Origin of the sequence: Xanthobacter pollutisoli (genome assembly GCF_040044995.1) — a bacterium.
Lineage (GTDB): Bacteria > Pseudomonadota > Alphaproteobacteria > Rhizobiales > Xanthobacteraceae > Xanthobacter.
The window spans coordinates 1-15,282 of sequence record NZ_JBDZDP010000040.1 but is presented as its reverse complement, the minus strand read 5'-3'; the positions used below and the strand labels follow the sequence as shown (position 1 = coordinate 15,282).

The window sequence follows — 15,282 nt, the reverse complement described above, 5'->3', positions numbered from 1 at the left end:
TGGGATCGGCACCGGCCAGCAACTGGTCCAGCAGTTCGTCAGGAATACGGGGGGCTTTGCGTCGGGCCATCGGGAACCTCCATAGGGTCCATCATGACCGCCCCCACACGAAATTCCTGACACTCCCATTACAATGGATCGCGGCCCCACTCCGGCCTCGGCTGGCAGACCCCGTCCGCCTTCGCCGCCACCTTCCACCCGCGACGGGATCTGCCGCTGCGCCAAGCCAGAAGCTCCGCGCCAGACCCCGCCGCTCACACCGCCGAACAGGCCAAACCCCACCGCCAGAGCGAACTCACCGCTGGATAAAAGTTGGGGGCAACGTCAGCATCGAACAACATCTCGTGGGTCTGCAGCAGGTAGGCTCGCAGCGTGAAGGCGCGGCTGTAGGACAGCTTCACATGAGCGACCTGCAGCTTGGTGCGCTCGCCGGCGATGATCGCCCAGTCCTCAGACCAGTCGAACTGGAAGGCCTCTCCGGGCACAAAAGCCAGCGGCACGAAGGTGCCGCGGCCGCTGGTCTGCTGCTCGCGCAGCCGGGCTGCCTTCCAGTCCCGGGCGAAGGCCGCCACCCGATTGTACGATCCCTCATAGCCCAGCGTCACGAGATCGGCGTGCAGCTGCTTGACCGTGCGCTTGTGCTTACGCGACTTGCCAGCCTCGACCCGCAGCATCGCCGCAAGCTTGTCGGCATAGGGATCGAGCTTGCTTGGCCGGTCGGGGACGTGAAACCGGGGTTCAACGCTGTCCGCCCGCAAGTACTTGCGCACGGTGTTCCGTGAGAGGCCGGTGCGGCGGGATATCTGCCGGATCGAGCAACGATCCCGATGATGCCAGCGCCGGATGACGCTCAATAACTCCATGTCGATCACTCCGCTGTCCCCCGCGTGTGCCGCGTGAGACGTGGTGAAAACATGGGTCACTTCTCGATGGAAAAATCCGCTCCTGCCGGGTCAGATCTCAGTGGAAATCAACACCAGAGGATCAAGCCGTTCAGCAAAGCGTTCACGCCAACCGTAAATCTGCTGCGCCTGGATGCCATGGCGCTTGGCCGTCCCGATGACGTTGCCGCTGGCCGCAGCCTCTTCGACCACAGCCCGCTTCTCGGCCCAGCTCCAACGCCGCCGTCGTACATAGGTCTCCTCTGCGTCCACCGTCTTCTCCAGCACCGCTGTTGGCACTGCTACCAGATCAGAGGACCGAAAGGTTGAGCACCTCACTCAGATCACACAACGTGGCCTACAGCGGAGGGGTACGCTGTTTCGGCGAACGCGGCTGCGTCAGCGGCATCGTTCTTCTGCCGCTTCACAAACGGCTTCACGTAGATCGGCGGGACCGGCCGCACGTCGTGTCAAAGGCCTTGTGCAACCCAGCCCCAATAGTGGCTCGTGGCGCAGGCCTCCATCTCCACGATGCAGGGCGGTTGCGCATTCAACAACTGAATCAGTTTGGCGCGGGACACCATCCGGTTGAACAGAACCACCCCGCCCCGCCCCGATCCGTGCCGCAGACCTGGAAGCTCCGCTTGGCCAGGTCGATCGCGAGGACATGAACATCTGGCATGTGCTCCTCCCCTGCAAGCGCCGCCACGGCGCTGCTCAGGAACCATACGTGCCCGCAGGAGGGGGCATCCACCCTATCCAGTTCAAAACGGGGACAACCCGTCCCCTGAAAGCGGCGCCACAGCTCTACTCAGGCACCATACATGCCGGCCGGAGGGGCATCCACCCCGTCAGTTCGAACCGTTCAATCCACGCATGGACCCGCCTGTAAAAAACTGCTTTAACTATAAATCAGTTCAGATTTGAGACCATAGACACGAACAACACAGACAAGCAAACATGTAAAGACAAAGGCCATGCCAATCAGATCAAAATGGCCCAATTGCATTACGCCAACGATGAATAAAACGGAAAATAGCGGCGTCATTATATTAACAGCGACTAACATTCGGTCGTGCCCGCACGCATACAGACCATAAGCTGCGACATCAGACACCAACTTAATCACAATGCCCACCAACAATTCAGCAAACAGCCAATCATGAGCCATTAGTTCCGGACGTTTAGCAAACATGTATATAATGTCTCTAGATGAAAACATGATCGCTGCCAGAATCGACGCCGCCAAAAAGACATTTCGCATTTCAGATACAAGCAAGCATCGGAAAGCAGATCGATCGGAATCGCGCGCCAGATCAACTAGACGCGGGAACGCAATTTGAACGACCGCAGTGTATACTAGCTGATATACTCCGATCGCAAGGCTCCAAAAAAAGACGTAGACACCCAGACTTTCAAAGTCGAGAAAAACACCAAGAATGAATCGGTCCACAAACTGTCCCGTCGCCGCCCCCAAATCACTCAAACAAACCATCAATGATTTTCCGAAATCTAGGAAAATAAATGCGAAATCAGTACGCGAGCAAAAGATGCGCGCCCATGGCCAATCCCTTAGCGCGACGAAGAATACAATAAAAGCAAAGATCTGCCCCCCCAGCCAGAATGACAACAACATATCAAGAGATTGGAGGTGTGGATATAAACCACTCAATCCAACAAACGGAAATATCCAAAAGGCGCTACGAAAAAAAAACACTGAATTAGAAAGAATAGGCCTAGCAATAGCAACAAGGGCCAGATTGATTTCATTCAGAAGGACATCGGCAATACAAATCGAAACGACAACCCCAACGACCCATCCTTCGAGCTGATCGAGGTACTGAAACTGCGAGAGGATCGATATCCCCAGCAGCGCAAGGGGAACAAAGAACGCGAGGTGCATAAACGCGCGATCACGAAGCCAACGCCCAACAGTGTAAACTGGCGCCCCCACCATCAAGCGGTTCAACCGATAGTGGATCCCCATGTTCAACAAAGAGGGGGCGATAGCCACACCAGCATAGATCAAGCCGAAAAGACCGACCGCTTGTAACCCGAGCGTCCTGGCAACGTAAACCATCAGCACAAACCGGGCGACCAAGCCCAGTCCACGCATCGACATGTTGATAATTCCTGCAATTAACCGAGACATATTCTGCTATTTGCCCACTTAAGACATTTCATCGTATCGACTATTTCATACCCACGCGGCCAATAATCCGTGCGGGAACGCCCACGGCAGACGCACACGGTGGCACAGAACACAAAACTACAGCATTGGCTCCAATTTCAGCACCCTCGCCGATGTCAAGCTCACCGACAATGCATGCCCCCGCATAAATGATAACGCTCCTGCCGACCTGGCATCGCAAACGAGGCTTCTCCCGTTTCTTCCGCCCGAATGTGACGCCTTGCAAAATCGTAACATTCTCTCCAAAGTCCCACTCCCCTCCGATAACGATCCCATGGGGGTGAGGAAAATAAATCCCCGGCCCAAATGTCGCTTCTGGATTAATGTCACACCCAAAATAAATCGTCGCCATATATATCGAGATTCTCCTCAAAATTATCCCGACTAAAGGAACATTCCCGACCCACTTCTGAAACCTGATACATATACATAATTGAAAGCCAGGGGAAAAAAAAATGGCTCGAACCGCATGGAAAAGCCCAGGATTCCCAATATCCGGATCGATATACCTTTGCAAATCCCGTTTCAGTAGTGAAAACATATCTAACCCCCAATCAGTCTCGCGATGATCACGCCGCTTCCACGTCCGACCCACCCGAATGGTCACAGCACACAAATTTGAACAGACCTATGCGATATTGACCGTAAGACCTTTCCGATCACCGCAGAATATGCCAAGCGCGCAAATGCCGCCAGAATCACCCCACTTCTCGATGCCGCCCCACAGCCCCCCCTCCGACTAACGACAGATGGCTGTAACCCCATCACCAGAGCGAAGGCGGATAAAGAAGGGCTGGATGCCAGGCCCAACCGTAGTCTTATCCGGAAAGAAATCGACCGCCGCCGTACTCCCCATCGCATCGCTTGCGGATAGCGCGGGAATCAACTGCTGGATCTCTACGCGATCGTTGCTGGTAGCAGACCACTCTCTTCGTCCAGGTCGCGGCCAAGTCGCAAGCACCGCATCACCGGACGCAAAATCTTGAAATACGAGGCCAATCGCGCGCGGCCAATCGACGCGGCAGGTGAAATGCATATCGCCAACTTGGCGCACCAGATGGCGCAGCGCAAAATAAGAGGGCTTGGCCGACCCATCCCGTCGCGTGATCCCATATCGATGCTCCGGATTGGCAGGGTCGTCGCCGGCGTCTCGCCAGGAGTAGATCACACTAAGGGGAATGTTAGAGGCGAGGTTAAGCATCACCATCTTAACGAGGTACGCCGCCTGAGTTTCATCGGTGATACCGGAACGATATGTTGAGAGCCCCCACTCGGTGGAAACAAACGTCGGAGGCGCTGGCAACACAGCGTCCACCTCGACTCGGCGAGGCAGACGTTTAATAGCTTGCCACAATTGCGGCGTCCAATCGAGTTCGTCAATATGCAAATAGGGATGGACGCTCACTGCATCGATGCAGTTGAGGAGATCGGACCCAATGACTCCAGCTAAGAAGGGAGGCGCGAGCGCGCCAGGCCTGGGAAGCAATGACGCAGCCGGCGCCAGAACCGTTGCAGTGATGTCGATCTTGCGTATGACTTTGCAAGTTGCTTTTGCGAGCAATAGATAAGCATCCAAATTTGGTTCTGGCGCCCAAAATATTTGATCGGGCTCATTCCAGATTTCCCAGATTGGATCTAGCGCACCGTACTTTATTACCGCGGCTTGAACGAAATCCAAGAAAGCTTGCTTCGCTTTTTCAGACGTAGGTGCAGCTGTCCTAAAGGAACTTTTCCAAAACGGTCCGACCTTGACTTGATTTTCGTACAAGGTGTTAGAATACGCTAAAATGAAAATAATCCTAAATCCTCCTTCCGTGATATCTTTAATAATTGGATCATAGTATGAAAAATCATATACGCTAGCCTGCTGTTCAATTCGCTGCCAATTCAGATCGACACGCAAAAAACGAAATCCAGCTTTTCTGATCAAGTCAAGCTCAGCCTGACGATTTTCAAGTATGTGTATATTCAGGCCCAGCGTATAACCTAACGTTCCAGCGGAAAGCCGCCGGGCCAATACCGGATCCGATGTAACAAGAACCAAGATTATACCAACACACGCTACTGTTGCGCTCCTGACCCTCTGTATTCTCCAGCGTATATCGCACTTTGCATCCCAAAATGAGGCCGTACTTGACCAGACGCAATGAAAGCCCATCGCTGAACACCCTTCCATGTGCTTCCGTGAATGGGATCAGACTCGTCTGATCTCCTTATTCCCTCTTTAAGGAATTTACCGCAAGCCGGAGACGGCCGCAATTATAAAGCCTGCGAAGAAAGACTTGACGATCCGACTATGTGTTTGGTCCCAGCATGTCATGGTTTGGTCGGCGAACGAAGAGTTCGGGCTTTTGCGCAGCGATGTGCTGGATGGCTTCGAACGGTGTTCTGAAGCGCAATGCCTTGAGCTGTTTGGCGTAGTTGTAGGCCAGCAGCCAGTCGCGGACATGGCGCCTCAGGTCGGTCGAGGAGACGTAGTGGAAGGCCCGGACGGTCGCTTCCTTGATGGTGCGCACCATGCGTTCCGCCTAGCCGTTGGTCCACGGATGATATGGCTTGGTCAGGCGATGCTCGATGCCCCGCTCGGCGCAGACCCGACCGAAGATATGGCTGATGAAGCCCTATGCCGCCTTTCTGTCATGCTGGACGAACTGCACCCCATTATCGGACAGTACCGTATGGACCCGATACCGAACGGCACCGACCAGGGCCTTGAGGAAGCCCGCAGCCACCAGCTTTGTCGCCTTGCGATAAATCCTGACGAAGACGAGTTTCGATGTCCGGTCCACGGCAACAACGAGAAATGCCTTTCCGCCTTCGTAAGGCAGCTCGGCGATGTCAATATAGAAATAGCCGATATCGTAAGCTTTGAACCGTTTGGGTTTTTCGCGATCCACCTTCGGCAGGCGCGAGATTCCATGACGCTGAAGGCACCGATGCAGCGACGAGCGCGTCAGATGCGGGATGACGTCCTTCAGGGCCAGAAAGACATCATCCAGCGGCAGGCGGGCCTGGACCCGGAGCGCGACAATCGCGGCCTCTTCAGCGGCGGACAGCACGGAGCTTCGCCGCTCCTTCGGGCCCATCGGCTCATCCGCGACGGTCGAGCGGGAACGCCGCTTCTTCACCGCTTTTCGTTGATTCCGTAGCACCGCGCCAGTTCCGCGACCGGAGCCTTCGATCGCTGTAGCTCTGCTCGTACCGCGTGCGTGGTCTTGGCGCTTCCGTGAAGAACCTGCCCCATAGCGCGTCCCTTTCAGATGGCGATAAACCTACCGCCATCACACTGTGGAACTAAACACCTAGAGCGAAGCGTTATCGAACGATCTCCGCGGCGCGGGGCATCGTCGAGACGTTGTGGAGGCGATCTACTCCAGCCACGCCCCCCCGCTGCCGAAGCAGCCGCCCAAGCCCGGCCCCCAAGGCAAGCCCAGAGAAGACGGACTCGACGCCATTTACGAAAACACCAATGAGCAGAGCTCCCATCACTAATGCGTAGCAAATATTGTCCTCCTGGTCCTCACCATCAAACCTATTCCAGCCGAGCAGGAGCCCTGCGAGGATCAAATAGGCGAACAAACCAAAACTAACGTTCAAATAAACAAAAATATTGTCTGCAGAGTTGCTGGAGGCGCTCAGCTTCAAGCTGGACCCGGCGCCGATACTTCCCAAACCGGCGCCAAGCACAGATGCTAACTCGCGCATATCGTGTTCTGTTACGATCATAAAGGCCCGAGGCCACATATCGAGCCCGCGATCAGCCAATGAATCCAAACGAAAAAATTCGACGTACTCCGTCAAGTTAGATGCGATCAAACTTGACCGCGAAAAGAACTCCGTTGCAAATGGCGGGATAATGACCAATGACAACCCAATAAAAATTGTCGTGAAAACATACCGCCTTGCTAATATCCCACCGTTCAATCGCTTAGCGACCTGAAAACAGAACATCAATACAGGCCCGACTAATACAATGACCAATGATGTCTTAGATGTCGTCAGAATTGCCGCATATATTGACACGATCCAGACAGAGGCTTTTATAAAAAAAGCATATCGCATGGTCATAACAATCAGCACAAGTATAGTAATCTGAATTCCAACAACCGTACTACTCTTTGAGAACCCCGCAAGTCTCGAAATGCCAAATGTAGACCACTGCCGAGCAGCATCTACCTGAATACCAGCAATATAATAAGACATTCCAATCCACGGGAACTCAATTAACGAATTCAAAAAAACACCGAACGACGCTACCATTAAAAGATAAAGTGCCAGCTTGAAAAAACGCTCAAGTTCACCTCGCTCTGCGAGTAAAAAACCCAACAAAAACGCTCCAAGGGTATAGTAGGCGAATATACACACTTCAACGTCCAGACCCATCCATATACTATATAATATATAGAATATGAAAAATGCACTCACCAACACATAATGACTGCTACTAAACGCCCTAATCACAATATAACTCGTAGTAATCCCGGTCAAGGAAAGCGGCACGATATAGATTAAGAACTCCAACCCCCACCCGGCTAAAGCAAACCGAAGGGCTCCCGAAAATATATCAAAGAACACTTGCGCCAATCCGGCGAATAATAGAGCACCCCCCCAAAACCCGATAGGGGTTTCAGCCGCACCTACATCCGATTTATTCCGGCTTCTCGGAAGCTTATCCACCATATCCTCGCCATTCTGATCTATACACGTCGCTCCTGCTATTCTTAGCACCTAGCCAATCCAAATTTAGCCTTGACCTATCAAGTGCCGGGTACCATAAACTTCAGTTACCGTTTGTATTTAACCATTAAACGCCCTCCCCATGGAGCGCTCCAGAGCCGCACCAACAACCTCGCTGGTCTTCGAGAAATCGTAGAGTAGCACACGCTCCCTACCCTTAGCACGCAATTGCTCGGCGTATTCGGAGTTCGAGAGGACACGTGCGATACCCCGCGCTATGTCAGCACTATCGTGTGGGCTTATATATTCACTAGCTTCGCCACAAACCTCCCTGATAGGCTGAATGTCTGAAACTACAGTAGGGCAAGATACTGCCATTGCCTCTAATGGTGGAAGCCCAAAGCCTTCATAAAAAGAGGGGAGCACAAGGGCTTCTGCGTGACGAACCCAATGCGTAAGCTGGGTGTCTGCAACTGCGCCGAGAAACTGAACCCGATCACCCAGAGCGGCTGCCTGATGTTCAATTTCAGAGTCGCCACGTAGGAAGCCATCGCGCTTTCCGGCGATAACAAGATTAACATCATGCTCCGGTGCGATCCGCACCATCGCTGCGAGTAAGCCCTTGAGATTTTTATGAGGCTTCACGTTCCCCACATAAATGAGATACCTCTTCCCAGGGGGACGCTCGGCTGCAGACTCCGATAAAGCTTCTTTCCATATTGGAGCGACGGCGTTGAGAGTGACATCGACAGGACAGCTCGGCCGACCGATCAGACGTAAAAACTCCGCTCGACTGAATTTCGACACAAACAAAATAGTGGATGCTTTACGGCGAATCATCTCCATGAGAACGCGGGCGTATATCCGACGATGCAAACCACCCGCAGCAGTCGCATCAGCAAGGTGCGCCAAATCGTGTACCGTGACAACGAGGGGCACTTTGGCAAAGACCGGGATATTATAGTGAGGAACCCACAAAGCGCTGACATCGCGATCAAGCGCCCAAGGCAACTCGGCCTGCTCGCCAATTGAATAGATCTTAGACGTGACAGCGCGATACTCAAGGTTCCTCAAACCTTGAAATGTCGCGATCCCGTCCGGACACCCCATTAAACGAAAAGTCCAGTCGGGGCGAGATTTTGCCAAAGAAACCAATATCTCCCGAGTATAAACGCCAATGCCGGAACTAAGTGCCATCCGCGCGTCGACCGCGACAACCTTCCGCATCGAAATTCTCCTAAATCGCGCACGCTACCTTCATTCACATTGACGGGCAAGGGAATACATGAATGTCTCAATCTGCTGTCCGACGCCATCGGGCTCGAATGTATTGCTTGTCGCCAACGCGTTTTTGCGCCACCTTGCTACCTCATCGGGTGCATCTATAAGTCGTTCTATTTCGGCCGCCCACGCATTAACATCTCCAGGCGGTAGTAAACTGCCCGATATCCCCGCATCTACCAGTTCTGGGATGCCGCCGCGAGCGCTACCGATAATAGGTAACCCGAGTGACCGGGCATGAATTACTACACCAGGAGAATTTTCAACCCACACTGATGGAATGCAGAGGAGATCACTGTTGACAATGTGATTGCTGATCTCCTGTTGAGTGATGAAACCAGTAAATCGACACCAAGGTTCACCAGCGTATTCCGATTCAAGCTTGAGCCGATCAGGACCGTCGCCAATGATCGTAAGACTTACCGCCCTGCTGACAGCTACACGCTTCACAGCCTCAAGGAGCATGTCGACACCCTTGGTGGCATGCACGCGCCCGACGAATAGCAGCCGCAAACGCTTACTTTCTTCCCGCTGAACGGAAGCGCTGGGATATTTGTTGACATTTAGGATCACCTTGCTCGGGTAGTCGGCGATAGGAAAGAAGCGCGCCACCTGATCAAGATTAGCTCGCGATGGTGAAACGTAACCGATCCGTCTGATTTTGCGGATACAGCGAAGCTTCCAATACATAGATAGACGGCAGCTGAAGCATTGCGACTCGCAACTCTTCCCTCGAACAAACATGGACTGACGAATGCAGACCAGCCCCATATCGTGGAGCGTGAAATAGACAGGCAAATTGACACGTCCAATCTCGGCCAATATATTATGACCAAGACCTTGAATGATATGAATTGAAGCGATATCCGGATCAAATGCCTTAATAATCTCTCGAACGATAAATACATTGCGCGGATCGAAATGGTCTTGAAGATGCCAAAATGGCTTCTTCCAGTCAGGAGCGCTCTGGAAATCGAACATCTGATACGGTCGTGGCATCAGCACGCGCCACATGCGTATGCCATCGACAACCTCGCCATGCACTACTTGATCGGCGCTGGCCGCGGTGGTCAACACGGCAACGTCATGACCGCGCGCAGCCAACCAGCGCACAAGCGAATGGGCGCTTAGCTCCGCGCCTCCAATTACGTTAGGCGGGAATAGCGCAGCGATTGCGAGAATTCGCATTGGCTTATTATCTATCTCCACTTTGAAGTTTTCCACTTTCGCTTTGATTTAACTGCCTATTTTTTACTTGCCTATTTGTAGTAATTTTGAATACCGGTTTTAGTGATTGTGCTGCGGCCTCCGAGATGCTCCTCTAGTCGCGCTCCTAGGAAATCACGGACGCGGTTTCGGAAGGAATTCCGATCAAACTGCGCTGCGAACGTACGTAAAGTATCATTTTTAAATATTTGATGAGAGAGTTCCATTTGTAAAACTGCCGCGGCCAAGGCTTCAACAGTCTGCTCATAAAATAAAAGTCCGGTCCGTCCCGGGAGAACTGTTTCAAGTGCTCCCCCAGCGGCATACGCAATCACAGGCCTACCGCTCGCCATCACCTCGAGTGGAACGATACCGAAATCTTCAATTCCTGGAAAAACGAGTGCACGCGTTCGAGCAAAATAGTCAGCCATTGTAGCGTCATCAACCGCACCGAGAAAGGTTATGTTAGGACCCGCCATACGCCGCAGCGCTTTGTTCGCACCGCTTCCGATTACCACCAACTGAAAGCCAAGATGATTGAATGCCTCTATCGCAATCTCGATTTTTTTATAGGGTGTGACTTGACCTGCACACAAATAGAAGTTCTCTACCGTAGTGGCAGGCGAGAACCGCGCTATATCGACGGGTGGGTTGATGACCGTGGCAGGGCGCCGGTAGTATTTTTCTATGCGCTTTGCAACATAATGGGAATTAGCGATAAAATGATCTACTCGCGCTGCCGTGGTCACATCCCATTGGCGAATTAAGGGCGCGATAATCGACATTGCCGAGCGTGTTAATCGACCTGAGCCGGCGCGATATTGCGGATATAAATCCCAGACATACCGCATAGGCGAGTGACAGTAGCACACGTGCAGCGCGTCCGGTCGGGGCACGATCCCCTTCGCTGGGCCAGCCTCACTGGAAATTACAAGGTCGTAGGAAGTGAGGTCAAACGACTCGAGGGCAAAGGGCATCATTGGTAGCATTTTTTGGTAATGGCTGCATCCCCCGATAGATTGTAAAAAGGAGGTCTGGATGCGATGGCGCTTTAGTTTGTCTGAAATCCTCGTAGGATCACAGACTAGAGTAAAAATATCAGCGTCGGGGTAAAGATCACTGAGGACCTCTAAGACCTTTTCGCCTCCACGCATCCCAACGAGCCAATAATGGACGAGCGCGACCTTCATAATCTCGCACCTATCTGTTGCTTCGTTCAAGCATGCGCATAGCTAGAGTGCGACATGTTAGTCGAAGCGATTCTGGGTATCACTGGCCCAGCGTTGAAGCGCATATTCAAGTGCAAATGGGAATGTTTGGTCTTGGGTGGTTAGCCAGTCAGAAACTACGTCGGTGGAGGTAACGAGCTTTAGCACTCGATCGGGATGAATGCCGCCATTTAAGACCCCGAGAGCACCAACCAGTCTGGCGCCGCCTACCACTAACCATAGCGGTAGGTCGATGAGTTTCGCAGAAGGGAAATAAGTCCGTCGAAATGCGTCGACGATCTGCTCGATTGTGTAACGCTGGGGATAGGCCCCATTGAAGAGAATGAGAGGCATGCGCTTCTTGCGGGCAAAATCGATACTGTCCAAGAGATCTTCCACATAGATGCAGGCCTTAATGGTATCCCGGCGCCCAGGAAACACAAAAAAACCTTTACGAAGTAACGTTGCCATGCGGCAGAAATTACCTCCCTCACCCGAACCAAACACTACCGCTGGCCTCACTATTACTAATTGACGATTGCTGCCCGCACGCTGCCAAGCGACATGAATCTGCTCAGATAGGCACTTCGATCGCCCGTAGGCCGAAATCGGTTTAAGCTTTGAACTTTCGTTCTTGGTTTCCTCTCCCGGCCCATACACGGAGATGGAACTGGTAAACACGATTTCTGGAACATCGAGCGCTTCGGCAAATCGTGTAACTTCTAATGCCCCACCAACATTTGTGTCATAGTATTCGTGATCGGCGTGGCCAGGCGTCGTATGCACCGCTGCAAAATTATATATTCGCGAAATCTCGGCCGGAACAGTGAAGTTTTGGAGCGCCCGAACGTCACCTATTTGGTAGTCGACACCATCTACCGGCTTACGTGGTAGGCGAATATCTACCGACGTAACCTTCTCCCCCGCCTGCTTCAGGCGCCGAATGCAGTGGGTGCCGATAAAGCCAGCCCCACCGAAAACTATAATCCTTCTCTCCAATCCAGCCCCCACTTCCGATATGGCTTGATTCAAGGCGTTTCTCCGCTATATTCGACTTTTATGGTAGCGGCTGAGCTGCTGCCCGGATAGATCCTTTCAACTTGCCCGATAGTTTCGGCATGGGGAGCACGCTGAGTTATGCTCCGAACATGGACAGCCAAAATACTGTCATTTTCGTTGCATTGGTGCAGTGCAATGTATCGATCTCAGCCGTTCTGTCAACCTATGGAACGGACTCCTTACGCATTGATCCAAATGCCTATCATGGCGAGCTTGAGAGCAGCGAGAAAGGTGTCCGGACGGCGATCGTAGCGTGCGATGAAGCGCCGCAGCTCAAGGGGCTTAAGAAACGCTCGATGTGGTTCCTCTGGCGGTGAGGTGGTCCCGCATTGGCGGACAGTTTGGCGGCTTCGCTAAGCTTGGTTCTGGTGTGTGTCACGCCGCCATGTTGATGCCGTCGCAGGCCATGTGGACCTCCTCCGGCGTTCTGCCGCCGAGAGCCGAGTGGGGCCTCGTGCGATTGTAGTAGGTGATCCATCGGCCGATCCCGGCCCGCGTCTCGGAACCGGTCTCGAAGGCGTTGAGGTAGATGCACTCGTATTTCAGCGACCGCCAGAGGCGCTCGATGAACACGTTGTCCATCCACCGGCCGCGGCCATCCATGGAAAGCCGTACGCCGGCGTCCAGCAGCACCTGGGTGAACCGCGGGCTGGTGAACTGGCTGCCTTGGACGCCCTTCTGTTTGTCAAGCGGCGATGCGGGTGGCGTTGATCTCCCTCTGGCGCTGCATGATGAGGGTAAAGACCTCTCGCGCCAGGTAGCGCTTCAGGGAGCGGATCGCGTCGAGCTTGGAATGGCCTCCGGCGATGCGGCGTGCAACGAAGTCCTTGGTTCTCTGGTCGGTGCGCAGCCTGCCGATGGCGATGATGTGGAGAGCGCTGTTGGCGCTGCGATCGCCGCCACGGTTCAGGCGATGCCGGATCGTTTTGCCGGACGAAGCGGGGACGGGGCTGACGCCACACAGGGCAGCGAAGCTGGCTTCGGAACGCATGCGTTCGGGATTGCCGCCCGCAGTCAACAATAGTTGTGCGGCCCCGACATGGCCGATCGAGTTGCGTTCGATCAGGTTGGGTGCCAGCTCCTCGACGATCGCGGCGATCATCGCATCGAGATCGGCGATTTCGTCGTGCAATTCGAGGTAACGCCGGGCAAGGGATTTCAAGCTGATCCTGTAGGCCGCCTCGACGTCTCGATAGGCAGTGAGGTCCGGCCGCCACGCTGCCAGCATGCGAACCAGCTGCATTCGGGTCAAGGTTCGCAATTGGTCACGCAGTCCGTCGGGCGCGGCCACGATTGTGTTGTGGATCATCTGCAGGGCGATACGCCGCGCCGTCACCGCCGTCTTGCGGCAGGCCACCAGCACGCGCAACGCCTCGATCATCCCATCGCGGCTGCGCGGTGTGACGGTGCGCTGGCCAGCGAACGCGGCATGAGCGGCGCTCTGTGCGTCGAGGTCGTCGCTTTTGCCTCGCTTTCGGCGATCCTGCCGATCAGGTGTCGTCACCTCCAGGACGGTCACGCCCGCCTGTTGCAGGAAGCGCAGGAGGCCGGCGCCGTAGCTGCCGGTCGATTCGACGCCGACACGCTGGACACTCCCAAACGAGCGCATCCATGCCAACATCGTAAGCGTCGTCGTCAGGCCACGTTGCTGAGGGCGGGCTGTGCTGGGTAGGCCCATGGCAAGAGGTCGTCGATGCGGCTGTTGGGGTGGCCGTTGACGATGCGTGTGATGACGTCGGCGAGGAAGGCTTGAGGATCGACGCCGTTGAGCTTGCAGGTCTCGACCAGCGAAGCGATGACGGCCCAGTGCTCGGCTCCGCCATCGGAGCCTGCGAAGAGGGCATTCTTCCGGGTGAGGGCGAGGGGCCGGATCGAGCGCTCGACGATATTGTTGTCCAGCTCGATGCGGCCGTCGTCGAGGAAGAGGGTGAGCCCCTCCCAGCGCGAGAGGGCGTAGCGGATCGCCTCCGCGAGCTTGGTCTTCTGGCTGATCAACGCCAGCTTCGCCCGCAGCCACGGCTCCATGGCCTCGATGATCGGTCTACTCTTCTCCTGGCGCGCGGCCCGGCGCTCATCCGGGGTCCGGCCCCGGATCGCAGCCTCGACGTGGTAGAGCTCGGCGATGCGCTGCAGGGCTTCACTGGCGATCGGCGCCGGGCCGGACTGGGCGAGTTCGTAGAAGCGCCGCCGCACATGCGCCCAGCAGAACGCCAGGTTCACGGCGTTGCGACCGGCCAACTTTTTGTACCCGCCATAGCCATCGACCTGCAGGATGCCGCTGAAGCCGTCGAGGTGGGCGACGGGCCGCTCGGCCTTGCGGTCCGGCGCATAGACATAGGCAACGGCGGACGGATCGGCGCCGCCCCAAGGCCGGTCGTCGCGGGCATAGGCGAAGAGCTGCCCGGTCTTGGTCCGCCCCCGACCGGGATCCAGCACCGGCGCCGTGGTCTCGTCGGCGAACAGCTTGGGCGAGGTCTTCAGCACCGCCAGCAGCCGCTCGTGGACAGGCCGCAGCAGGAAGGCCGCGCGCCCGACCCAGTCCGCCAGCGTCGAGCGGTCGAGCGCGATGCCCTGACGTGCATAGATCTGGGCCTGGCGGTATAGGGGCAGATGGTCGGCGTACTTCGAGACCAGCACATGGGCGACGGTCGCCGGGGAGTGTCAGGAATTTCGTGTGGGGGCGGTCATGATGGACCCTATGGAGGTTCCCGATGGCCCGACGCAAAGCCCCCCGTATTCCTGACGAACTGCTGGACCAGTTGCTGGCCGGTGCCGATCC

General features: G+C 54.9%; 9 protein-coding genes and 5 pseudogenes. 1 reads left to right on the top strand and 13 read right to left on the bottom strand.

Going from position 1 to position 15,282, the window contains the following annotated elements:
• Positions 1-326: 326 nt before the first annotated feature.
• The 10 genes and pseudogenes from ABLE93_RS25995 to ABLE93_RS25950 all read right to left on the bottom strand — a co-directional run.
• Positions 327-863, bottom strand: a pseudogene (locus tag ABLE93_RS25995) (winged helix-turn-helix transcriptional regulator); the annotation flags it as partial.
• A 90-nt stretch (positions 864-953) separates the two neighbouring features.
• On the bottom strand, positions 954-1,154 hold the full coding sequence (locus tag ABLE93_RS25990; RefSeq protein WP_348842577.1) for a transposase: 201 nt from the start codon (positions 1,152-1,154) through the stop codon (positions 954-956).
• 628 nt (positions 1,155-1,782) lie between these two features.
• Positions 1,783-3,003: a lipopolysaccharide biosynthesis protein gene (locus ABLE93_RS25985; protein WP_348842576.1), complete on the bottom strand. Its 1,221-nt coding sequence runs from the start codon at positions 3,001-3,003 to the stop codon at positions 1,783-1,785.
• An 808-nt stretch (positions 3,004-3,811) separates the two neighbouring features.
• Positions 3,812-5,089: a cellulase family glycosylhydrolase gene (locus ABLE93_RS25980; RefSeq protein WP_348842575.1), complete on the bottom strand. Its 1,278-nt coding sequence runs from the start codon at positions 5,087-5,089 to the stop codon at positions 3,812-3,814.
• 277 nt (positions 5,090-5,366) lie between these two features.
• Positions 5,367-6,316: pseudogene (locus ABLE93_RS25975) on the bottom strand (IS481 family transposase).
• Between the two features lie 71 nt (positions 6,317-6,387).
• Entirely contained in the window at positions 6,388-7,749 is a 1,362-nt protein-coding gene (locus ABLE93_RS25970; RefSeq protein ID WP_348842574.1) for a hypothetical protein, read from the bottom strand.
• Positions 7,750-7,869: 120 nt separating this feature from the next.
• Complete coding sequence (locus tag ABLE93_RS25965) at positions 7,870-8,976, bottom strand: glycosyltransferase family 4 protein (protein ID WP_348842573.1); 1,107 nt, start codon at positions 8,974-8,976, stop codon at positions 7,870-7,872.
• Between the two features lie 30 nt (positions 8,977-9,006).
• Positions 9,007-10,254 (bottom strand): glycosyltransferase family 4 protein, encoded by a 1,248-nt coding sequence (locus ABLE93_RS25960; protein WP_348842572.1) that lies wholly within the window; start codon positions 10,252-10,254, stop codon positions 9,007-9,009.
• A gap of 35 nt (positions 10,255-10,289) precedes the next feature.
• Positions 10,290-11,426 (bottom strand): glycosyltransferase, encoded by a 1,137-nt coding sequence (locus ABLE93_RS25955; protein WP_348842571.1) that lies wholly within the window; start codon positions 11,424-11,426, stop codon positions 10,290-10,292.
• Positions 11,427-11,483: 57 nt separating this feature from the next.
• Entirely contained in the window at positions 11,484-12,476 is a 993-nt protein-coding gene (locus ABLE93_RS25950) for an NAD-dependent epimerase/dehydratase family protein (protein ID WP_348842570.1), read from the bottom strand.
• A gap of 68 nt (positions 12,477-12,544) precedes the next feature.
• On the opposite strand from ABLE93_RS25950, the gene ABLE93_RS25945 reads away from it, so the two are divergent.
• Positions 12,545-12,820: a hypothetical protein gene (locus ABLE93_RS25945; protein WP_348842569.1), complete on the top strand. Its 276-nt coding sequence runs from the start codon at positions 12,545-12,547 to the stop codon at positions 12,818-12,820.
• Positions 12,821-12,878: 58 nt separating this feature from the next.
• Here ABLE93_RS25945 and ABLE93_RS25940 read toward each other — a convergent pair.
• From ABLE93_RS25940 to tnpC, 3 pseudogenes are all read right to left on the bottom strand, one after another.
• Positions 12,879-13,172 (bottom strand): annotated as a pseudogene (locus tag ABLE93_RS25940) (transposase); the annotation flags it as partial.
• A 16-nt stretch (positions 13,173-13,188) separates the two neighbouring features.
• Positions 13,189-14,124 (bottom strand): annotated as a pseudogene (locus ABLE93_RS25935) (IS110 family RNA-guided transposase); the annotation flags it as partial.
• A gap of 14 nt (positions 14,125-14,138) precedes the next feature.
• Positions 14,139-15,155, bottom strand: a pseudogene (gene tnpC / locus ABLE93_RS25930) (IS66 family transposase); the annotation flags it as partial.
• Positions 15,156-15,282 lie beyond the last annotated feature (127 nt).